Source organism: Brachybacterium alimentarium, assembly GCF_002332425.1.
Taxonomy (GTDB): Bacteria; Actinomycetota; Actinomycetes; order Actinomycetales; family Dermabacteraceae; genus Brachybacterium; species Brachybacterium alimentarium.
In genome coordinates, this window is record NZ_NRGS01000002.1 from 17,366 (window position 1) to 38,307 (window position 20,942).

Consider the following 20,942-nt stretch of genomic DNA (forward strand, 5'->3'; position numbering starts at 1 on the left):
CGACAGTGGGGAGGGGTTCGCGACGCTCACAGGCTACGGCCACGGTCGGGCGGCGCCTGGCCTGAGGAAGATCGATGCTGGCCCGGGTCGTAGAGCGCGGCCTGTCTCCGCTCCGCTTGGTGCGCTTCGCGGGCTGCTTCGGCAACGCGGGTCTGCTCGATCCGCTCCACGGCCTCGGCCGGGGTGAGCGAGCGCAACAGGTCGGCCTCCTCGCGTGCCTGTTTCGCGGTCTGCGTCGCGCTGGCGACTTGCTGGGCCGGGTTCGCCGCGAGATAGGCGTACTGGTTGCGGAGCACCTTGTCGGTGCCGAACGCGCGCGCGTACGCGGTCAGCCGCGCCGTCTGCGCCCGTTCGGGCCTGCTCACGAGCGCGTCGCGCGCGGCCCGGTGCTCGCGCTCCGCCTCGATCACGCGGGGGTCGGCGTCGACCCGCGGGCGGGTCACGCGCTCCACCCACACGTTCGGGCGTTCGTTCCACTTCGGCGGGCCGCCCCACTCGTCCGTGAGGTGCTGCCGCGCCTGCTGGGCACGGGCCCCGGCGGTCTCGTGGTCAGTGCGGGCGCGACGCTTCCCGAACCACGACGCCGCCCGCACCTGCTCAGCCGCCGCCTCCACGGTCACGTTCGCGTCCTGCCAATCATTCAGCGCCGCCCCTGCCGCGGACACGAGAGGCGCGGCGACCTCGGCCCGCACCAGATCGGCGTGCTGCTTCGCCGCCTCCTCGGCCGCTTGGGCCGTCTCTCTCACCGCCGTCTCGCGTGTACTCAGGTCAGCCAAGACGGTCCGGACTTGTTGCCAGCGTTCCGCTTGCGCCTCGGCGGTTTCCGCCTGCTCGATGAGCGCCGCGATCTCGGTGTTGACGAGTTTCGCGGGGCCGTCTTCGACCAGCCCGGCCACTTGCTCGGTCGCGCGGCGGGTGGCGTCGGTGAGGCCGTGGTCGGCGCGGTCGCGTTCCATCGCCTCGATGAACTGCCCCCGCGCATCCGCCAGGTTCTCCGCGACCACGTGCAGCAGGTTCTGATCGCGGCCGCGGGTCATGCCGACGTAAACGCTCGCGGCGCTCGTTGCCTCGGTGAGGATCGTGTGCGAGGCCGTCACGGTTGCGCCCTGCACGCCGTAGGAGGTTGCGGCATACGACAGGTGTGCATGCTCGGCCACGTAGCCGGCGGGCAGGCGGACGGTGCGCTGCCGCTTCCGCCCGTTCCCCTGCTCGCGCACGTGGAGCGCGCCGTCATCCTCGACCGACTGCACGATCCACTGCTGCCGGTTCGCGACTCCGATATCGGTGTTGTTCTTCCGCGTCTGGATCAGGTCGCCTGCCCCGATGGGGAGGTCGTCACTGCCATAGACGGTGCGGGTGTCGTCGACGACGCCCTGGGCGACGCGCGCCTCACGAACGGCGGCGTTGACCGTACTCGCTTCGTCATTCGTGCTCACCGTCACCGCCTCACCGTCCTGCCGCTGCTGGGCGACCTGTTCGTGCGCATCCTCGCCGCTCGCGTGGAGCCGCCCCAGACCCTGCTGGGTGAGCTGGTCGAACACCTCGCCGGGGTTCTCTCCGTCGCGCATCCGCAGGGTGAGTTCGGCGTAGGCGGGGTCGGTAAAGCGGTGCACCTCGGCCATATCGAACGTGCGACCCCGGATCTGGACGGCCATGTCGAGCACGCCGCCGCGGCCGACGGCGGCGAGCTGGGCGCGATCCCCGACGAGCGCGACCGTCGCACCCGCCTCAGCGGTGACGGTCAGGAGGGTGATCGCGGTGTCCTGGTCGAGCATCCCGGCCTCATCCACGATCACGCGCTCACCCCGCACCAGCCGCGCCCCCGCAGCCGGACCACGATAGGTGCGGCCCGTCTCGGGGTCGGTGTCGCCGGGCGTGAGGCGCGTCCATACACCGTCACTGTTCCACCGCCACCCATGCGCATGCACCAAAGCGGCAACACTGCTCGCGGGCACGCGGAGTTCATCGTGCGCGACCTGCGCGGCGCGCAACGTCGGCGCAACCACCCGCGACGCCCTGCTGTGTTCGGAGGCGACTTCGATTGCAGCCCCGAGCATGGTGGTCTTGCCCGCTCCGGCTGCGCCCTCCACAATCACGAGCGGATCGCGGGAGGCGACCGCGGCGGCTGCGCGCTCCTGGCCCGCATCGAGGCCTCGTGCCCTCGCTGCTTCGCGCACGTCCGGGTGCTTCGGTTCCCGCTTCGGGACCCGTGCGGCCAGAAGGTCGCGCAGCTCCGTCTCCATTTGCACCACCCGGAGCGACGTGAGGTGCGCGACATGCTCCGGCGTGGGCGCGCCGGGCGGGAGGATCGAGAAGCAATCCTCCACCGCCAACGATGTCGCAATGCTCACGAACTCGCGCACCTCGGACGGCGCGGCCTGCACGCCGTACTCGGTCATGATCCGAGTCGCGTGCTCCTGCACCGTGTGCCGGGTCCACGCCGACCCGCCCGCCGCGCACCGATCCAGCGCCCGGCTCGCCACCGCCTGCACGGAGAGGTCATCCAGCGACACCGGTGCACGCCGTGCGGGCCGTTGCAATGTCTCGGGGTCGTAGCCGGCCTCCCGCAACTCTGCTACCCATGCTTGTTCTTCGTGCAGGGTGGTGGGCTTCTTCGCGGGCCGCTCGTGCGCCCACGCTTTCGCGGCGAGTCTGGCGGAGACGACCGGCCCCATCGTCTCGCCGGGGTGCGCGGCCTCCCAGTCGGCCTCGAAGCGTTCGAGATGCTTGCGCACCTGCTCACCGCGCTTACTCATCACCGGATTGAACCGTTCCAGCTCGACCACCGCACCGGTCACCGGGTCGAGGGTGAGGCCGTGCCGATCCAGCACCTCCGCAAGCTCGGGGTGGGCGGCGATCACGGCGGTGCCGAGGGCACGGATCGCGCCCTGCTGCTTGAACAACGCCGCGGTATCCAACGCGCGCCACTTCCCGGCCGCCCAGACCCGGGTGCCGATCTGAAAATGGATATGCCGGTGCGGATCACCCGCCCGGCTGGTGCGGTGCGACACCGCCACCGTCTGCACCTCACGGGCGGGCACGACCTCTTGCTTCCCGCGCGGGCCGACGCGGGTGACGGAGTGCTGAGCGAGCCACCGCTGAATCTCCGCCACCGCATCCCGCTGCGCCACATCGAGGGCGTCGGAGACCTCCGGGTGCAGGGCGGCGGCGATCGACAGCGACTTCGGGGCGTTCACGACCATCTCCGCGAATCGTGGGGACCCCTGCCGCCCCGCACCGGGCAGACGCGGCTTGCCCATCGACTCACCCGTGACCGGGTTCACCCAATCCACCCACGCCGCATAGGCCTCCGGGTCGAGCCCCAGGGTCGCGGTCGTGTTTCCGTCGCCGTCGAGCGCGGTGAACTCCGCCACAGACGCATCCGCGCCGAGATAGTAGTCATCGGCGCGGGAGCGGTCGGCCTCGACATAGCGGCGCGCGTCGGCTCCGGTGCCCCGGAACAGGATCACGCCGCCATGCATGAGGACCACCATCCTTAATTCTCTTAATTAGAGAACCGTATATCTACCACGGTAGCATACGTCCATTCAAAAGAGAAGAGAAGTGATGCGCGTCGAGGCTCCTGGGGGAACAGTGACGAGGGGTAGGGGCTGGTGTGCGCGTTCGGTGCCTGTTGGTGGCATCGGCGGCGATCACGTCAACCGCGGCTCCGGCGAGCGTTGGACGCACATGGCTCTTCGCGCGGACCGGCTCAATGTCAGGAGGGCTCGACAGTACCCTCCTGGGCCACGCGTGGGCGCGGGATGAACGCCGCGATGATGAAGGTGACGATCGCTGCACCGAGCCCGAGTGCGAGCGTGAAGAGGAAGCCTCCCTCGCTCGGGCCTGTCACGCCGCCAATAGTCGTCACGGACTGTGCGAGGACCGCGCCGGTGACGGCAGCAGCGATTGTGGTACCGAGCGAGCGCATGAGCGCATTGAGTCCGTTCGCCGCCCCGCTCGCGTGCGCCGGTACGGCCTGCATGATGAGCGCAGGCATCGCCGCGTAGCCGAGCCCGACCCCGATGCCGAGCACGATGCTGACGACGAGGATCTGCCAGACCTGTGCATGGAAGGCCAACGCGAGCCCGTAGGCGAGGGCAAGGATCACCGCCCCCAGGAGGAGCAGCCGTTTCGCGCCCCAGCGCTGTCCGACCTTGCCCGCCACCGGAGACATCGCCATCATCGCCAGACCGGAGGGGGCGACGACGAGCGCCGCGACCGTGAGCGTCAGACCAAGCCCGATGCCACTGGCCTGCGGCAGCGTGAGCAGCTGCGGCAGCACCACATTGGATGCGAAGAGCGCGAATCCCATGGTGACCGAGGCGAGGTTGGTCAGCAGCACCGGTGCGCGGGCGCTCACGCGCAGGTCGACGAGCGGGTCCTTGACGCGCAGCTCGATCGCGCCCCAGATCACGAGCACGATCGCTCCGCCGATCAGGAGGGTCAGGGTGCGTGCGTCTGCCCACCCCCACTCGCCACCGCGCGAGACGGCGATGAGCACGCCCACAAGTCCGAGCGAGAGCCCGACGATGCCGACGACATCAACGCGCCCGGGCGAGCGTTGCGTGCTCCCAGGTACGAACACCGCGCAGCCGAGGAAGGCGAGCACGGCGATGACGGCCGCGACCCAGAACAGGGCGTGCCAGTCGAGGTGCTCTGCCACGAGGGCACTCAGCGGCAGGCCGAGCGCGCCGCCGACGCCGAGTGTCGCGCTGACGAGGGCGATGCCCGCGCCGAGCTTCTGCGGCGGCAGGACATCGCGCAGGATCGAGATGCCCAGCGGGATGACGCCTGCGACCGCCCCCTGCAGGGCACGAGCAACGATGAGGGTCGTCACATCGCCTGCGAAAGCGGCGAGGATCGCGCCTGCCGCCTGAAGCAGCAAGAGCGACATGACGATACGGCGCTTGCCGAACATGTCGCCGAGACGCCCGGCCACGGGAGTGCAGACGGCCGCTGCCACCAAGGTCGCCGTGATCGCCCATGCCGTGTTCTCGCTGGTGGTATTCAACAGCCTCGGCAGCTCTCCCTGGATCGGAATGAGGATCGTCTGCATGAACGACGCCCCAAGTCCCGCAAAAGCGAGCACGGCGAGGATCACCCCCGAACGGTGTCGAGGCATGCGAGTGCGGTCATCATCGGCGGCCAGGGGCATGCCCTGGGCCCGGGTGGAGGTCATCGGTCGTTCTTCCGTCCCTGCTCGTTGTGAATCATGATGAGACGGTGTCTCAGCCAGCAGATACCGTATCATGCTATAGACTCAGATTCATGTCGAATGATGTGCGCGACCGCAGTCGCGAGATCCTGCGGGCAGAGCTGGCCGACGCCGCTGCGACGTTCTGCGTCGAGCAGGGCTTCGACGAGGTGACGGTCGGGGAGCTTGCGCGTGGCATCGGCGTCTCCCGCGCCACCTTCTTCCGCTACTTCGCCTCGAAGGAGGACGCGGTCGTCTCCGCCGCGCGCTTCGCCGCCACGCGCGCGGGTTCCTTCGCCCAGAGCGTTGCCGAGGCTGTCGAGGCAGCCTCTCCCGGCACAAGCCTCTGGGCGATCATGTGCGCGGCCACGGAGCCGATGGTCGCCACGGCCGAGTCCCGAGGAGACCCGCTGCGGGCACGCATCCGCATGATCAATGAAGTGTCGGCACTCAAGGGGCATCTGGCGTCCCAGCAGCGCGGCGATCAGTCTGCCGTCGCCGAGGTGCTGCGCGAGTGCCTCAGCAACGGCCGCGCCGCCCAGGCCATTGCTGCCGCCGGGGTCGCGGCTGTCGACCTCGCCTGGCAGGAGTGGGCGCACACTCCAGGCTCGAAGTTGCGCCCCCTGCTCGACGCCTACTTCACGGCGCTCGGCACCGTAGCGACCGTGAAGCTCGCCTGAATCGGCCCCGGCTTCCCGTGACAGCAAGCATCCGTCTCGCGAGTCGAGGATCGACGCATGCCGCCAGTAGTCCGACCTGAGCATCTCGTCGACGAATCAGTCTCCCGCTAGGTGGATGCCGAGATCTGTGCGGCCTGGGGCGAGATCTGGGTGAAGTGCTCTCGTGCCCCTGTATTGCCCGTCGCTGAGTCTTCGAAATGGCCGCGTTCGTTCGTCAGAAAGGCCGCGGAGCCGGTCGCGGAGGCGTTGAATCTCGTCGTCCACGCGCTCAGTGTCGAGGTCGTCAGCATCGTAGATAGTGTGGAGTGCGTATGTTTCAACCCCTGAGTACCAGAGTGCACCGTGGGTGAGGGGGAAGAGCAGGCTATCCAAGTCTCCGCTGATGCCGCGTGGGCCGATTGAACGCGCATCCTCGCCTGCGGTGACGATGATGAGCGCCCTGCGACCAGAGAGACCGCCGTCCCCGTACCGAAGCGGGAGTCCGGTACGGGGATCAACTTCGCCATGGGCGAATCCTGCGGTGAGGACACGATCGAACCAGCCCTTCAGGATGGCAGGCATTCCATACCACCAGAGGGGGAACTGCAAGACCAGCAACTCCGCCTCAGCAATCTTCCACTGCTCCTCACGAACATCTGGCAGGAGCTGCTGCTCCGTGAACGCCTCGCCGAGAAGGTCCGCCACGCCTCCAGGCGAGCCGGAGAAGCGCCCGAGGTCGCTCTCCCTCAGCACGGGATCGAAGCCCTGCGCGTAGAGGTCTGAGGTCAATATCCGGTGATCCTGCGCGAGAGTGCTCACACCTTCGCGATAGACGTGTGCGTTCAGGGAGGAGCCCCGTGGGTGCGCGTACACCCACAGTGCTGTCTGAGTTTCGGGATGAGTCGATGCGGTCATGGGGAGCGTTGTCCTTTCGTGCTGCTGGATGTGGAGGAAGTATTCGGCGACCGCGGTGGAGGCGTCGACTACCGTTCGAAGGGGTCGTCGGCGCGGATCGACCAGCTGAACCCGCGATCGTAGAGCACCGATGCGTCGAGACTGCGGCTCAGTTCCACGGTCCGATCCCCGGTCAGCGTGAGTGTCTCGGTGCTGTCGGTCGTGTAATCGAGTTCAATGCTCTCGGCCGGTGCCTCTGCATATTCGAGTGTCGATTGACCCGGACTCTGCAAGGGCTTGAGCGTCAGAACCAGCCCGTTGCCCTCGCGCACGTACGTGCCCACGAGCAGGGTGCCGTCGTTCTGTCTCACCTGCGCAGTCGCCGCCCCGTCGGTCAGGGTGCTCCCGAGCGCAAGCTGCGACCAGGACGCGTCTGCACCGGAGCCGTCGGACTCGACCGCCCACACTCCCGCAGGTGCGGAATCATCGACGCTCTGAGTGGGCTGGACGACGAAAACCAAGGCCCCGGTCAACGCCAGCACCGCAACACCCACGGGCATCGCGATACGACCAGCTATGCGGTTCGCGCGAGCGCTGCGGAACGGGCGCGGCTCAACCGAGGCGGGGACCGCACCATTGCCCACGACCGCAGCGACGATGCGTTTCGCCCACGGAGCCAGGACGATCAGGCTCATCACGAGCAGGGCGAGCGAGAGCTGCTTCGCAGGCATGTCGTAGCCAAGATTGAGCACGAGAATGAAGGCCATGGAGCCGGCGGAGACCAGCGCTCCCGGGACCATCGTCCGACGCCACATGAGCGCGACAGCCGCCCCCAACTCGGCCATACCGGCAAGGGCCTGGAAGAGCGGCGAGAATCCCACCATGTACGACAGCAGACCCATGGGGCTCATTTCACCGAGCGTGATCAGCGACTCGCCGACGTCAGGTCTGCCGAACTGCCAGAGTCCGATCTTGATCACGCCGTTGAACAACAGCATGATCGCCAGCAGGAATCGTATTGCTGCGTGCGCCCACCACAGGACTGTACGGGCCAGGGGCCAACGACCCCCAGGTCGATCGTTCGGTGTCGTTGAGTCGCGCGTAGCGTCGTCGATCGTGGATGTGTGGTTCATTCTTCTCTCCTTGTGAGGTCGTAGAAACAGGCCTGCGTCAGTGCGTGAGTACTTGGATGCCCAGCCCGCCGAGGATCGCGACGGCTGCGCCCCAGACGGCCACTGACACCAGCTCCCAGATCAGAACCTTGGTGGGATTCGCGCCGAAGCCGACCATCGCGGCGGACGAGATCTGCGTCGGATGGCCGATGAGGGCCACGCCCGGGATTCCGAACCTCTGGAACAGGCGGCCCACGCGTTTGCGCCTGGGTGAGCTTTCCTCCTCCGTGCTCGGCGTCGATCGCACGCGCTGCCGAATCCGACTGGACACGACGACGATGAGAACGACCGCCGCGGCGTTGCCCGCGATCGCAGCACTGACGGCAACGGCCGGATGCAGGCCGATCGCGACGCCGACGAGCGTGCCGAGGTAAGACTCGACGAACGGGACGGCAGCGATAAGGAAGACGGCGAACCACTGAAGCCAGCCGGGGAAGGACTGAGCGAAGTCCTGGAGGGTCTCGAGCATAATGTTGCTCCCTTTCGGATGTTGTATGGAGGCACCTGGGATCGCCCGGTGGGGTGGAAGGACGGAGAGCCCGGTAGACGTTCGTGGGGCCTTGCCCCTACGAACGTCTACAGCAGCCCCACCGTCACTAGCACATTGTGCTAGGACATCACACTAGCACAATGTGCTAGTGTGATGTCAATTCGATTCACAGGACTACGGAGGGGTTGTGGACACGCGACGCAGGATCCTTGACGCAGCGACTTCGATGGTGGAGGAGGGCGACGGACAGCGCTTGACGGTGCGCGCAGTGGCCTCACGAGCCGGCGTCGGCATGGGGACGCTGCGGCATCACTTCCCGAACCAGCGCTCTCTGCTCGACGCGGTCCTCGCGTCGATGTACGAGCAGGCGATGCCCGATGACCGCATCCACGACACGACGCTGCCAGCGCGCCAGCGCCTCACCGACAACCTGGGCAGACTCGTCGCCACCATCGGCACAGGCGACGAGGCACGGGCGCGAATGGGCGAGATGTTCCAGAGCTATATCAGCCCCGATGCGCCCGAGAACGTCCGCACGACATATGCCACCTTCGACGAGCAGGCAACGCGACGCGTCGAGACATGGCTGTCGATCCTCGTCGGGCAGGGAGCACTCGAAGAAGGCGACAACACGGCCCGGGCGCACTTCCTCCTCAGTGTGGTCAATGGCCTCGTCTTCTGGAGGGCGCTGCCGTTGAAGGAATCCACTCTCACGCGAGAGGCGGACGCACTCACCCTTGCCACAGAGGCGCTGCCATTTACGCAGTAGTCCCCCGGACGCCCTCGTGCGCGCTCCAGAGGTGTGCGTTCGTTCGGAAGGACAGGGAAGTGTAAGGGGTGTACAGAGGGGCAGCGTAAGGCGGGCGAGCATGGGGTGCTTAGGGTGCGCGAGGAGCCATCAGTGCTGAGCATTCTGCTCGGCGCTTGCATATGGAGCGAAGGAGTTCACCCAGGAACCTGAAAACCCCTGATCCCACGGTTCCGCGAAGGTGGCAGGACCGTAGAATCAGTGTTGCCGGTCAGGGCCGGTGAGGCGTTCGATGATGAGGGTCATGACGCGTTGCTGCGCGGGGTTCATGTGCTCGTTCAGGAGCGTGGTCATCGCGTCCGCGCCCTCCTGTTCCCCGATGCTGATGTCGAAGTGCGGGATGGCGTCGCCCCGCTCGGCGAGGAACCCGGTGATGAGCGCGGCCCCACGTTCAGCCAGGGTGGTGATCTCCGCCTCTGACGTGTCTGGCGGTAGCCCCATCAGGTCCGTATTGATTTGCGTGAGGGCGTCGGGTGCACCGTGCATGGCTTCGGCGAAGCTGGGCATGGCATCGTTCGGGAGCAGCCGTGCGAGCAGAATGGCCATGTTCCGGGAGCCGGGCCCCGGCCCGAGGGCTTCCATCGCGAGGAGTGCTTCTGGTGAGAGATCGGGTGAGATGCCCCGAGCGATCAGTTCGTCGATGTCTGCGCGGATGCGGGTGAGTTCGGTGATCCTGCCGTCGAGTTCGGTCCGCAGCCCATGCAGGGATTCCTGACCCTGTTCCTCGGATTCGAGCATCCCTGCAACCTGCTCCAGGGTGAAGCCGAGGCCGGTGAGGCGTGCGATGCGGAGCGCGAGCACGAGATGCCGGGCGGTGTACTGCTTGTACCCGTTGCTCAACCGTTCAGGTTCCGATAGGAGTCCGACCTCGTGCCAGTGGCGGATCGACCGCAGCGTGACCCCGGTGAGGTCAGCGAGCTGCTTCGTGCTCCACGCCATGCTCACCCCTCCTGCTCGCCTGGTTCCGGTGTTTCTGAATCCGGTGTCTCTATTGTGTCCAACGACCGGAACGCGGGCACGATCAGCGCGATGACGGCGGTGACGGCCATGACCACCGCGATCCCGACCCCCGCGGTGGTGAGCCCGTACCCGGAGGCGATGGCGGCGATCGGTGCAGCGGTGAGAGCGGGGGCGGCGAGCATGAGCGCGTTCTGCGCCCCGAGCACGCGCCCGCGCATCCGGTCAGGGGTCGCCTCGATCGTCGCGACGCCGAGCACGGCTGACATGGGGGCGTTCGTGAGACCGATCAGCACCGCGGCGGCGATCACCAGCCACGGCGCACCCATCGCCCCCAGGGCGGCGAAGCCGATCACGCTGCCGAGCATGCCGATCACGAACCAGGCCCGCCGCGAAGCCTTGCCGACCGTCGCCGCATACAGGCCCGCACCGAACAGGCTGCCGAGAGCGATGCCCGTGACCGCGAACCCGCTGAACTCAGGCAGTCGCTCCTGAAGGAAGTAGGCGGGCAGGATCGTCGCCTGCAACCCCGCAATGACTGCGACAAACACCGCCGTCAAGATGCTCGCCCCGAGTACAAGCCGGTGTCCAAGCAGGAACCGCCACCCCTGCACCAGATCGGTCGCGACACCACGCACCCCGGGTGAACCGCTGTGCTCCGCAGCGCCAGCTATCGGTTCGATCGCTCCGGCCCGCGACGAGAGTGCGAGGGAGAGCGCTGCGGCGGCGAGGCTCGTTCCCGCGGTGATGAACAGCGTCGTCGAGCTGACCCCGAGCAGGAACACGAGCAGACCACCGACACCGGGCCCGATCAGCATGAGCGCCGCGGAGAGTGACTCGCGCACTCCGACCAACCGGTCCAGTGCACCCGGCTTGCCGCCGTCGAGTTGCACCAGGCGGGGCAGCATCGTCTCGCGTGCGGTCATGCCCGGCATGTCACCGAATGCCCCGATGACGCCGAGCACGATGAACCATGTCAGGTTCAACCCCCACACCGCATCCACGACCGGGAGCGCGGCCACCGAACCCGCCGAGAGCACGTCGCTGGTGATCGAGACCGTGCGCCGGTTCACCCGATCCACGACGACCCCGGCCAGCACCCCGACGACCGCGGCGACCGCAGCGGTCACCGACGCGAGGATCCCCGCGGCGAGGATGTCGCCGGTCTTGGCGAGTACCAACAGGGGGAACAGCACCGACGCGATCCCGTTCCCCAACAGCGACAGGCTGTATGACCCCAGATAAACCCACGTGTTTCGACCCATGCACCCATCAGAAACTATGACGCCACGGCACAGTCAAGCCCACGCCCCGACACCCGCTCATCGCTCTCCGCCAACGGCAAGACCAACCAGGTCTGGGCCATCCGCAACCCCGTGAGTTGGCAGTTTGGGCACAGGTCTGAGCCGCGAAACTGGGCTGTCCAAACCTCGACAGACCTCCAGGCATTGCCGTCGCCCGAGCCGCGAAAAGTGCTAACGAAAGTGCTAAGCAACCTGTAGGTCCACGTATCGCGGTGGAGTCATCCACAGGTGAGATGCCGTAGATCGTTGATTTCATGCGGCAGAACGCAAGATCGAGATTCACGGCGCGAGGGGGTCGAGTGCAGTTCTCCTCCCCTCGCGCCCCGTCTCGGGCCCCGCCCGTCACGTCACTCCCAGGTCGCGGTCTCCGGATCCACGCCGTGGGCGCGGGCGTTCTCCTCGATCGCCCGGCGCAGCCAGGCGGCCAGGCCCGGGGCGAGCTGGTCGTAGTGCGCCGCGAACCGCGGATCCTCCGTATACATCCGGGCGAGCACGACCTGCCGGGATCGGCTGCAGTCGTAGTGCTGACCGATCGCGGCGCGATGGCGTTCGGCCAGGGCGTGCGCCTCCTCGCTGCCGGGCTCCACGCCCTGGGCGAGCGCATCGGCGAGCGCCTGCTCGAGCGCGTCGTTCTCGGCCTTGAGCTGCTGCCACCGCGCGGCGTCCCAGGAGCCGGTGCGGGCCACCGACTGCTTCCATACGTCGGTGCTCCCCCAACGCTCGCGGGCCTCCTCCTGGTAGGCGGGGTCCCAGTCGGTGCCGAAGATGCGCGACTGCTCCTCGGGGGTCAGGTTGATGGTCTTCTCGTCGGTCATGGCGGTCCTCTCGATCATCTCGTCGACGGCGTGCGCCGTCCTCTCGAGCCGTCGGATCCGCTCCCGGAGGAGGGTCCGCTGGCGCTGGAGGTGCTCGCGGGGATCCACTGTCGGATCATCGAGGATCCGACCGATCTCCGCGAGCGCCAGACCGAGTTCGCGGTAGACGAGCACCCGGTGGATCCGGGCGATGTCCTGCGCGTCGTACAGCCGGTATCCGGCCCAGCTGCGCCCGCTGGGAGGCACCAGGGCGATGCTGTCCCAGTGATGCAGGGTGCGGACGCTGACGCCGACCAGGTCGGCGACGCGCCCCACGGTGAGGTCGTCCCCCACCGCGAGGTCCTCCCCCATGGCGAGGTCGTGCTCAGCGGGCTTCTCGGTCATGGGGACCACCTTCCGGCCTGACGTCGCGTGAGGGTCAAGCGGAGGGCCTGGCATCACTGTCGAGCTCGGCCACCAGGCGCCGCGGAGCCACCGTGCGATAGGACTCCTCGATGAGCTCCGCGAGCTCGGCGGGATCGGTGCGCTCATCGAGATCCAGCCCGATCCATCCGGAACCGCCGAGATAGGCCGGGACGAACGAGGCCGAATACTCCTGGACAGTGGCGGATTCCGACGCCAGCAGATGCAGCAGCACCGACTGCGGGTGCTGCTCCCACTCCCCCTCGACCTTCCGGGCGCCGCCGTAGTAGCAGTGCACCTTGACCGTGTGGAAGGCGGGGCGACCATGGCTGATCTTCTCGTGCGAGCCGGGCACGGCGAGCGCGATCGACCTCACCAGAGCGAGGAGCGGATCATCGTCGTCGAACATCTGCGGATGAACCATGCCGTGATCCTCCCGCGATCGGCGCGGATCCGCCACCCTCCGGACCACTGGTCCGCCCCTCCCCGGACGCCGATTCCGGACTTCCAGCCCACCACCCTCTCAACCGCCGCGAGGAATCCGGACACTGCGACGGCGTCGGCTCCGCGCCTCTAGGCTGGAGCGATGACTCTTCCCGTGCTGATCGACTGCGACACCGGCATCGACGACGCGATCGCACTGACCTATCTGGCCTGCCGATCCGATGTCGAGATCGCCGGCATCGTCTCCACCGGCGGCAACGTTCCCGTCGCGGCCGTGCACCGCAACAACCTCTCCCTGGCCGAGCTGCTGGGGCTCGACGCCCCGGTCGCTCTCGGGGAGTCGACCCCGCTCGTGCAGGAGCCGATGTACGCCGACGACACCCATGGACCGCAGGGCATCGGCCACGCCGTGCTCCCGGACCCGGCGCGCGCGGAGGACGCCCGATCCGGCGCTCGGCTGTGGGTCGACATGGCCCGCGCGCATCCGGGCGAGCTCGTCGGCCTCGTGCTGGGGCCGCACACGAACCTCGCCCTCGCGCTCGAGATCGATCCCGAGCTGCCGCGTCTGCTGAAGCGCCTGCACATCATGGGCGGCGCCATCAACCATCGTGGGAACACCGGGGCCACCAGCGAATGGAACATCGCCGTGGACCCGGAGGCCGCGCAGCGGGTGCTCGCAGCGTTCAGCACTGCGCGGGAGCGGCCGGTGCTCGGTTCCCTCGAGGCCACCGAGACCGTGCGGTTCACCGAGGACACCCTGGACGATCTCCGGGGGCTCGCCGAGCGCACCGGCCATCCTGTCGCGGGGATCCTCGTGGACGCCCTGCGCTGGTATTTCGAGTTCCACCGGGCCGACGGCTTCGGCTGGATGGCGCACGTGCACGACCCCCTGGTCACCGCGCACGCGGTCACCGGCGACTTCGCGGGCACCCGGCCCCTGGCCGTCGACGTCGAGCTGGCAGGCACGTTGACCCGCGGTCAGACCGTCGGCGACGAGCTGGGCCGATGGGGCCGGGCACCGAACGTCGACGTCCTCACCGACGTGCGGCCCGCCGCCTTCATCGCGCACCTGCTGGCGACCCTCGAGACGGGGCTGTCGATCACCCGCTGAGCTCCGGAGCCGAGCAGGTCAGCCCAGCGTCGTCACCTCGACTTCGAAGCAGCGTCGGGGCCCCTTGTCCCCGGAGCCGGCCCGCCAGCCCACGCAGTGCACGCCGTGCGTGCCGCGCTCCTCGTAGGCGAGCAGCACCGTGCCCGGAAGGGTCACGGGCGCGTCGAAGGTGACATCCCACCGCAGGGGGCGCGAGAGATCGACGCGCGACTCCGTGAACGCCCGCGAGGCGGTGTACATGCCGTGGGCGATGGCGCGAGGGAACCCGAAGGCCTTCGCACTGAGCGCCGAGAGGTGGATCGGGTTCACGTCCCCGGCGACCGCCGCATAGCGGCGCCCGGTGTCGGCCCCGAGCTTCCAGCGTCCCGTCGGCCGCGGGGCCTCGAAGGCCCGACGCGTCGAGCGCGAGGAGCGAGCGCTGGCGCTGTCGCCGCCCGCGGACGTCCTCGCGCCGTCGGAGCTCTCCGCCGAGGGCTCGCCGTTGCCGGAATCGCCGCCCTTGGCGAGGTACGTGGAGACGTCGGTCGCGATGATCTCGCCGTCCTCCCCGAGGATCGTGGAGACCGCTTCGAAGGTGCGCCCCTTGCGGTGCGGCTGCAGATCACGCACGCGGCACTCGACGTCCACCAGTTCCCCCACCCGCACCGGACGGTGCTGGAGCACCTGATTGCGCAGATGCACGAGCCCCAGCAGGGCGAAGGGGAAGTCGCGCCGCGCCATCAGGGCCAGCGAGACCGGGAAGGCGAGCACGTGCAGCACCCCGGGGTGGACCAGATCGGTCGCCGGGCCGCCCATGAGGTGGTCGAAATCGCGGGCCCGCTCGGCGTCGATGCGCACCTGACGCACGCGGTATCCGATCGATGGCAGCACGGGCTCCTTCGACCCCCGGCGCCCTGAGGAGCGCGGGTCGAGCGCGGCCGCATAGATCGCGGGGAAGGAGGGGACGTCGGAGAGGTCCTTCATCTGCTCGCCGGGGGTGACCTCGGAGCCTGTCTGCATGGCGGTCACTTCCCCACCATGTTCTGTCCGCACACCCGCAGCGTCCCGCCGCGGATGCCGCCCGCCTCCGCCGAGGAGAGGAAGGCGATCGCCTCGGCGACGTCCACCGGCAGGCCTCCCTGCTGCAGGGAGTTCAGCCGGCGCGCGACCTCGCGGGTCAGCGCCGGCATCTTGGCGGTCATCTCGGTCTCGATGAACCCGGGGGCGACCGCGTTGGCGGTGCCGCCGAGGGACTCCAGGCGGGCGGCGAGCGCGTCGACGAAAGCGATCACTCCGGCCTTGGAGGCGGCGTAGTTCGTCTGGCCGCGGTTGCCGGCGATCCCGCTGGTGGAGGCGAGGGACACCACGCGAGGCTGTTCGCCGAGCACGTCCCCGGCTTCGATCAGCGCGTCGGTCAGGGCGACCTGGCTGGCGATGTTCACTGCCAGGACGGGGTCCCAGCGGTCGGAGGTCATGTTGGCGAACAGCTTGTCGCGGGTGATGCCGGCGTTGAGCACGGCGATGTCGAGCACGAGAGAGCGCTCGCGCAGGAAGGAGACCAGGCGCTCCCCCGCGCCCTCGGAGGTGACGTCGAGCTGCACCGGGACCGCGCGCAGCTCGTTGGCCAGCTGCGAGAGGTCCGTCCCTGCACCGGGCACGTCGAGCACCACGAGCCGGGCGCCGTCGGCCGCGAGCGTGCGGGCGATCGCCGCACCGATGCCGCGAGCGGCGCCGGTGACCAGAGCGGTGCGCCCGGCCAGCGGCCGGTCCCGGTTCTCGGTCAGGGAACCGGCGGCACTGGAGACCGTGAGGAACTGCCCGGCGACGAAGGCGCTGCGGGCGGAGAGCAGGAAGCGCAGGGCCCCGGTCACGCCCGGAGCGTCCAGGTCCACACCGTCCTGGACCAGGATCCCGTTCGCGGTCCCGCCGCGGCGCATCTCATGGGCGAGGGAGCGCAGGAAGCCCTCGACACCGCCGCGGGCGGCGTCGCGAGCGGGGTCCTCGCCCTGCGCGGGCCGGGAGATAGTCACCACTCGTGCCCCGGGGGCGAGGGAGCGCATGGCCCCTGCAAGCGGCAGCAGGATGCGGCCGAGATCCGCCGGGGCGGAGATCTCGTCGAGCACCGCGATCACGGAGCCGACGCTGCGCAGCTCGTCGAAGCGTCGGCGCACGTCGGCGCCCTCGCCGAGGAGGTCGCGGGCGACCTGATCGGCGCCCGCGGACTCGCCGAGCACGACGACCGGGCCGAGGATCGGTGCGGGGCGGTCGCCGCGGCGCGGGAGCATCGAGGGGCGGGGCAGGCCGGTCCGTCGGGCGATGAACGCTCCGGGGGCGGAACGGATGAACTTCGTATAGGTATCGGTCATGGGGTGCTCCTCAGCAGGGATGCGGGCGCGGCGTCGCGGAGGCCGCGCCGGGTCGACAGGATCAATCGGTGACCGACTCGAGCAGGACCGCGGTGCCCTGGCCGGCGGCGGCGCACACGGAGATCAGGCCGCGCTGGACGCGGCCGGTCTCCCGGGCGCGCTCGTGCAGCAGCTTGGACAGCGTGGCCACCAGGCGGCCGCCGGTCGCGGCGAAGGGGTGCCCGGCGGCGAGGGAGGAGCCGGCCACGTTGAGCTTGCTGCGGTCGATGCTGCCCAGCGCACCGCCGCGGCCGAGCCGGGTGCGGCAGAACTCGTCGGACTCCCAGGCGGCGAGAGTCGACAGCACGGTCGAGGCGAAGGCCTCGTGGATCTCGTAGAAGTCGAGGTCCTGCAGGGTGAGGCCCTGCGCGTCCAGCAGCTCCGGGACGGCGTAGGCGGGGGCCATGAGGAGGCCCTCGTCCCCGTGAGCGAAGTCGACCGCCGCGTTGCGGGCATCGACCACGCGGGCGAGCGGGGTCAGCCCGTGCCGATCGGCCCATTCCGCGCTGCCCATGAGCACGGAGGAGGCGCCGTCGCTGAGCGGCGTGGAGTTGCCGGCGGTCATCGTGGGCTCCTCGACCTGCGGGGACTTCACGCCGAAGACCGGCTTGAGGGTGCCGAGCTTCTCGAGGGTGGAGTCCGGGCGCAGGTTCTGGTCCCGCGACAGGCCCCGGTAGCCGGTGACCAGATCATCGAAGAACCCGGCGTCGTACGCGGCGGCGAGCTTCTGATGCGATGCCAGTGCCAGCTCGTCCTGCGCCTGGCGGGTGATCGCCCACTGGGTGGCCGTGAGCGCCTGGTGCTCGCCCATCGAGAGCCCGGTGCGGGGCTCCCCGTTGCGCGGCGGGACCGGTGCGAGGTCCGCGGGACGGATCGCGCTGAGCGCCTTGACGCGCTGCATGCCGGTCTTCGCCGCGAAGGCGCGGTGCAGGATGCGGCGCAGGCGCGGGGTGACCTCGATCGGCGAGTCCGAGGCGGAGTCGACGCCGCAGGCGATGCCCGAGTCGATCTGGCCCAGCTGGATCCGGTTGGACAGGTGGACCACGGTCTCGAGGCTCGTGGCGCACGCGCGAGACATGTCGATCGTGGGGGTGCGCGGGTCCAACGGGGTGCTCAGTGCACTCTCGCGGGTCAGGTTGAGGTCCCCTGCGAGCTTGAGGACGGCGCCGCCGGCGATCTCGCCGAGCTTCTCGCCCTGCAGCCCGAAGCGCGCCACCAGGCCGTCGAGGGCCGCGGTGAGCATGTCCTGGTTGGAGATGCCGGCGTAGGGGCCGCCGGCACGCGCGAACGGGATCCGGTTGCCGCCGAGGATCAGGGCGTCGGAGGGGAAATCAGTCACGGGGGTGCACCTCTTCGTGGTCACTGTGTACGGGGGTCGGGTCGACCGCTCCGGAACGGGCTCTCGGAGACGACTTTACATAGAACCGACGGTACTTGATACCGTAGGTTCCGTGAACGCAACGACGCAAGCCCCCGTGGACGGCCGATCGGCCCGCTGGGCCCGCCATCGTGAGGAGCGACGGGCCGAGCTGCTGGACGTCGCCCGTCATCTCATCCACGAGAACGGACCGGACGTGACGATGGAGGACATCGCCGCGGCCTCCGGCACCTCGAAGTCCATCGTGTACCGGTACTTCGAGGACAAGGCGACCCTGCAGCAGGCCCTGGGGCGCAGCATCCTCTCCGCGATGCACGCCAAGCTCCTGGACGAGATGCGCGAGCTGGAATCCGAGGTGGGCCGAGAGCCGGCGGCCGACGAACGGATCCACGCGATGATCCGGGCGTACGTCGAGACCGCCCAGCGCTCCCCCGCCGTCTACCGCTTCGTGACCCGGCCCAGCGATGGGCTGAACCATTTCCTGAACTCGGTCTCCCGCCTGGTCGCCACCTTCCTCTCCGACGACGTGCCCGCCCCGCAGATCTGGGCGCACGGTGCCGTCGGCTTCGTCGAGGCCGCCGTGGACACCTGGATGACCGAGCTCCAGCAGCAGGCCACCCAGGACGACCCGGGCACCCGCCGGCCACTCCTCACCTCCGACGAGCTCGTCACTTACCTCATCACCTGGCTCATGAAAGGAATGCACGCATGACTGTCGACGCAGACCGCAGCAGCAGCTCCATCACCTCCGGGACCACGGTCCCCACCAGCCCCACCAGCCCCACCCCCACCGGGCCGATCCCCGTGCCGCCCGCAGGATCGGATCGTCTCGACATCGCCGCCGTCACCGAGGTGCTGATGGGCACCTGGGCCGATGCCCGCCGGGACGCCCGGGAGCGGGCCGCCCGCCCCGAGTTCCATCGCCCCACCGACCTCACCGTCGCCGAGCACCGTGACCTCACCTTCGAGCAGATGAAGCGGCTGGCCGAGGAGAACGTCTCCCACCTGATGCTGCCCGAGCACCTCGGCGGTCCCAACGACAACGGCGGCAACGTCGCCTCCTTCGAAGAGCTCGTGGTCGCCGATCCCTCGCTCCAGATCAAGGCCGGCGTGCAGTGGGGGCTGTTCACCTCCGCGATCGTCCAGCTCGGCGACGAGCAGCAGCAGAAGGCCTGGGTGCCCGATGCGATGGACCTGACCACCCCGGGCGCCTTCGCGATGACCGAGATCGGGCACGGCTCGGACGTGCAGTCGCTCGCCACCACCGCCACCTACGACGCCTCCACCGAGGAATGGGTGCTCCACACCCCCTTCCGCGCCGCCTGGAAGGAGTTCCTGGGCAACGCGGCGATCCACGCGAAGGCGGCGACCGTCTTCGCTCGGCTGATCACTCGGGGCGTGGACCACGGCGTGCACTGCTTCTACGTGCCGGTGCGGGACGCCGAGGGCGAGCTGCTGCCCGGTGTGCGCAGCGAGGACGACGGCCCCAAGGGCGGTCTGAACGGCATCGACAACGGTCGCCTGGCCTTCGACCACGTGCGCATCCCGCGCACCAACCTGCTGAACCGCTATGGCGACGTCGCTGCGGACGGCACCTATGCCTCGCCCATCGAGTCCCCCGGGCGCCGGTTCTTCACGATGCTCGGCACGCTCGTGCAGGGCCGCGTGTCCCTGGACGGCTCCGCGACCCGTGCGAGCCAGCTGGCGCTGCACATCGCGATCACCTACGCCACCCAGCGGCGCCAGTTCACGGCCTCCGATCCCACCCGCGAGACGGTGCTGATGGACTACCAGGCGCACCTGCACCGCCTGCTGCCCAAGCTCGCGGCCACCTATGCGGGGTCCTTCGCCCACGAGCAGCTGCTGCACGCTTTCGACGACGTGTTCTCCGGGCACACCGATGACCCCGAAGCGCGCGAGGACCTCGAGACCCTCGCCGCGGCGCTCAAGCCCACCTCCACCCGGCTCGCCCTGGACACCATCCAGGAGTGCCGTGAGGCCTGCGGCGGCGCCGGCTTCATCTCGGAGAACCAGCTCGTGGGACTGCACCAGGACCTCGACGTGTACGCCACCTTCGAGGGCGACAACACGGTGCTGCTGCAGCTGGTCGCGAAGCGGCTGCTCAGCGACTACACCTCCGAGCTCAAGAGCGTCGACCGCGCCGGCATCGGCCGGTTCATCGCACAGCGCGCCGAGGTGCTCGCCAAGCGCCACACCCCCTGGGCGCGCCTCGCCCAGGACCTCAGCGACCGTGGCAACTCCCGTCGGGCCTTCGACTCGATGCGCCAGAGCGACTTCCAGGAGGAGATGCTCACCGCGCGCGCCCGGGTGAAGGTCGAGGAGGTGGCCCTCTCGCTGCGTGCCGCCGGGAAGATGAGCCCCGCCGATGCCGCCGCCGAGGTCAACAAGCACCAGGTCGAGATGCTCGACGCCGCCCGTGCCCACGCGGATCTGGTCCGGTGGCGCGCCTTCACCGCCGCCCTCGAGCAGATGGAGGACCCGGCGACCCGCGGCATCATGACGGACGTGCGCGATCTGTTCGGTCTCAGCGTCATCGAGGACGATCTCGCGTGGTTCCTGCTGGGCGGCATGATCTCCGCTCAGCGCGGTCGCCAGATCGGCTCCGATCTGCGACGCCTGCTGTGGCGGCTGCGCCCGCACGTGCTCGACCTGGTCGCGGCGTTCGATGTGCGCCCGGGACACGTGCGCGCGCCGATCGCCCTGGGCGGCGAGCACGAGCGGCAGGAGGAGGCGGCCGCGTACTTCCGTGCCCAGCGTGCCAGCGCCGACGCCCCCGTCAGCGAGAAGGCGCTGCGGGATCGGGAGAAGAAGGCGCGTCGCAGCACCAAGCGCTGACCCGTCGGTGCGAGCCGGTCGGCGCGTCGGGGACCACCGTTCCCCGACGTGCCGGCCGGTTCGTCCGTGTG

Annotated in this window: 17 protein-coding genes; 5 read left to right on the forward strand and 12 right to left on the reverse strand. The window is 69.1% G+C overall.

All coding sequences use genetic code 11. The features are described from left to right. Positions 1–26 precede the first annotated feature (26 nt). The gene (gene mobF / locus CIK71_RS00545) at positions 27–3,494 is read right to left on the reverse strand and encodes a MobF family relaxase (protein WP_241964147.1); all 3,468 of its coding nucleotides are present in this window, start codon (positions 3,492–3,494) and stop codon (positions 27–29) included. A gap of 224 nt (positions 3,495–3,718) precedes the next feature. Further along, entirely contained in the window at positions 3,719–5,182 is a 1,464-nt protein-coding gene (locus CIK71_RS00550) for an MFS transporter (protein ID WP_114355766.1), read from the reverse strand. 89 nt (positions 5,183–5,271) lie between these two features. Here CIK71_RS00550 and CIK71_RS00555 point away from each other — a divergent pair, with 89 nt between their 5' ends. Then, the gene (locus CIK71_RS00555) at positions 5,272–5,877 is read left to right on the forward strand and encodes a TetR/AcrR family transcriptional regulator (protein ID WP_096163246.1); all 606 of its coding nucleotides are present in this window, start codon (positions 5,272–5,274) and stop codon (positions 5,875–5,877) included. 96 nt (positions 5,878–5,973) lie between these two features. On the opposite strand, the gene CIK71_RS00560 is transcribed toward CIK71_RS00555, so the two are convergent. The 3 genes from CIK71_RS00560 to CIK71_RS00570 all read right to left on the reverse strand — a co-directional run bounded on the left by CIK71_RS00560 (position 5,974) and on the right by CIK71_RS00570 (position 8,391). Next, positions 5,974–6,771, reverse strand: coding sequence for an NAD(P)H-dependent oxidoreductase (locus CIK71_RS00560; protein ID WP_096163247.1), 798 nt, complete (start codon positions 6,769–6,771; stop codon positions 5,974–5,976). A 68-nt stretch (positions 6,772–6,839) separates the two neighbouring features. Further along, on the reverse strand, positions 6,840–7,748 hold the full coding sequence (locus tag CIK71_RS00565; protein ID WP_096163248.1) for a hypothetical protein: 909 nt from the start codon (positions 7,746–7,748) through the stop codon (positions 6,840–6,842). A 172-nt stretch (positions 7,749–7,920) separates the two neighbouring features. Further along, complete coding sequence (locus CIK71_RS00570; protein ID WP_096163249.1) at positions 7,921–8,391, reverse strand: hypothetical protein; 471 nt, start codon at positions 8,389–8,391, stop codon at positions 7,921–7,923. 208 nt (positions 8,392–8,599) lie between these two features. On the opposite strand from CIK71_RS00570, the gene CIK71_RS00575 reads away from it, so the two are divergent. Continuing rightward, complete coding sequence (locus CIK71_RS00575) at positions 8,600–9,181, forward strand: TetR/AcrR family transcriptional regulator (protein WP_096163250.1); 582 nt, start codon at positions 8,600–8,602, stop codon at positions 9,179–9,181. A gap of 237 nt (positions 9,182–9,418) precedes the next feature. On the opposite strand, the gene CIK71_RS00580 is transcribed toward CIK71_RS00575, so the two are convergent. The 4 genes from CIK71_RS00580 to CIK71_RS00595 all read right to left on the reverse strand — a co-directional run bounded on the left by CIK71_RS00580 (position 9,419) and on the right by CIK71_RS00595 (position 13,122). Then, complete coding sequence (locus CIK71_RS00580; protein ID WP_096163251.1) at positions 9,419–10,159, reverse strand: helix-turn-helix domain-containing protein; 741 nt, start codon at positions 10,157–10,159, stop codon at positions 9,419–9,421. A gap of 2 nt (positions 10,160–10,161) precedes the next feature. After that, complete coding sequence (locus CIK71_RS00585) at positions 10,162–11,442, reverse strand: MFS transporter (RefSeq protein ID WP_096163252.1); 1,281 nt, start codon at positions 11,440–11,442, stop codon at positions 10,162–10,164. 386 nt (positions 11,443–11,828) lie between these two features. Continuing rightward, positions 11,829–12,680, reverse strand: coding sequence for a MerR family transcriptional regulator (locus CIK71_RS00590; RefSeq protein ID WP_241964148.1), 852 nt, complete (start codon positions 12,678–12,680; stop codon positions 11,829–11,831). Positions 12,681–12,714: 34 nt separating this feature from the next. Beyond that, entirely contained in the window at positions 12,715–13,122 is a 408-nt protein-coding gene (locus CIK71_RS00595; protein ID WP_096163253.1) for an MmcQ/YjbR family DNA-binding protein, read from the reverse strand. A 162-nt stretch (positions 13,123–13,284) separates the two neighbouring features. On the opposite strand from CIK71_RS00595, the gene CIK71_RS00600 reads away from it, so the two are divergent. Next, complete coding sequence (locus CIK71_RS00600) at positions 13,285–14,253, forward strand: nucleoside hydrolase (RefSeq protein ID WP_096163254.1); 969 nt, start codon at positions 13,285–13,287, stop codon at positions 14,251–14,253. A gap of 18 nt (positions 14,254–14,271) precedes the next feature. Here the strand turns inward: CIK71_RS00600 and CIK71_RS00605 are convergent, their stop codons facing one another. The 3 genes from CIK71_RS00605 to CIK71_RS00615 form a co-directional block, all read right to left on the reverse strand. Next, positions 14,272–15,252: a MaoC/PaaZ C-terminal domain-containing protein gene (locus CIK71_RS00605; protein WP_096163382.1), complete on the reverse strand. Its 981-nt coding sequence runs from the start codon at positions 15,250–15,252 to the stop codon at positions 14,272–14,274. A 5-nt stretch (positions 15,253–15,257) separates the two neighbouring features. Further along, positions 15,258–16,598 carry a 3-oxoacyl-ACP reductase gene (locus tag CIK71_RS00610; RefSeq protein ID WP_096163255.1) on the reverse strand — a complete coding sequence of 447 codons (1,341 nt, stop codon included), beginning with the start codon at positions 16,596–16,598 and terminating at the stop codon, positions 15,258–15,260. 61 nt (positions 16,599–16,659) lie between these two features. Further along, positions 16,660–17,976, reverse strand: coding sequence for an acetyl-CoA C-acetyltransferase (locus CIK71_RS00615; RefSeq protein ID WP_096163256.1), 1,317 nt, complete (start codon positions 17,974–17,976; stop codon positions 16,660–16,662). 112 nt (positions 17,977–18,088) lie between these two features. On the opposite strand from CIK71_RS00615, the gene CIK71_RS00620 reads away from it, so the two are divergent. Beyond that, a complete protein-coding gene (locus CIK71_RS00620) occupies positions 18,089–18,727 on the forward strand; it encodes a TetR family transcriptional regulator (RefSeq protein ID WP_096163257.1) in 639 nt (212 codons plus the stop codon). Beyond that, positions 18,724–20,871, forward strand: coding sequence for an acyl-CoA dehydrogenase family protein (locus CIK71_RS00625; protein ID WP_096163258.1), 2,148 nt, complete (start codon positions 18,724–18,726; stop codon positions 20,869–20,871). Before CIK71_RS00620 ends, CIK71_RS00625 begins: the two co-directional genes overlap by 4 nt. The last annotated feature ends 71 nt before the right edge of the window (positions 20,872–20,942 follow it).

What these genes read in the sequence shown, in the direction of transcription:
- mobF (WP_241964147.1), bottom strand. Translation starts at nt 3,494, where the DNA reads ATGGTGGTCCTCATGCATGGCGGCGTGATCCTGTTCCGGGGCACCGGA.
- CIK71_RS00550 (WP_114355766.1), bottom strand. Translation starts at nt 5,182, where the DNA reads ATGACCTCCACCCGGGCCCAGGGCATGCCCCTGGCCGCCGATGATGAC.
- CIK71_RS00555 (WP_096163246.1), top strand. Translation starts at nt 5,272, where the DNA reads ATGTCGAATGATGTGCGCGACCGCAGTCGCGAGATCCTGCGGGCAGAG.
- CIK71_RS00560 (WP_096163247.1), bottom strand. Translation starts at nt 6,771, where the DNA reads ATGACCGCATCGACTCATCCCGAAACTCAGACAGCACTGTGGGTGTAC.
- CIK71_RS00565 (WP_096163248.1), bottom strand. Translation starts at nt 7,748, where the DNA reads ATGCTGTTGTTCAACGGCGTGATCAAGATCGGACTCTGGCAGTTCGGC.
- CIK71_RS00570 (WP_096163249.1), bottom strand. Translation starts at nt 8,391, where the DNA reads ATGCTCGAGACCCTCCAGGACTTCGCTCAGTCCTTCCCCGGCTGGCTT.
- CIK71_RS00580 (WP_096163251.1), bottom strand. Translation starts at nt 10,159, where the DNA reads ATGGCGTGGAGCACGAAGCAGCTCGCTGACCTCACCGGGGTCACGCTG.
- CIK71_RS00585 (WP_096163252.1), bottom strand. Translation starts at nt 11,442, where the DNA reads ATGGGTCGAAACACGTGGGTTTATCTGGGGTCATACAGCCTGTCGCTG.
- CIK71_RS00590 (WP_241964148.1), bottom strand. Translation starts at nt 12,680, where the DNA reads ATGACCGAGAAGCCCGCTGAGCACGACCTCGCCATGGGGGAGGACCTC.
- CIK71_RS00595 (WP_096163253.1), bottom strand. Translation starts at nt 13,122, where the DNA reads ATGGTTCATCCGCAGATGTTCGACGACGATGATCCGCTCCTCGCTCTG.
- CIK71_RS00600 (WP_096163254.1), top strand. Translation starts at nt 13,285, where the DNA reads ATGACTCTTCCCGTGCTGATCGACTGCGACACCGGCATCGACGACGCG.
- CIK71_RS00605 (WP_096163382.1), bottom strand. Translation starts at nt 15,252, where the DNA reads ATGCAGACAGGCTCCGAGGTCACCCCCGGCGAGCAGATGAAGGACCTC.
- CIK71_RS00610 (WP_096163255.1), bottom strand. Translation starts at nt 16,598, where the DNA reads ATGACCGATACCTATACGAAGTTCATCCGTTCCGCCCCCGGAGCGTTC.
- CIK71_RS00625 (WP_096163258.1), top strand. Translation starts at nt 18,724, where the DNA reads ATGACTGTCGACGCAGACCGCAGCAGCAGCTCCATCACCTCCGGGACC.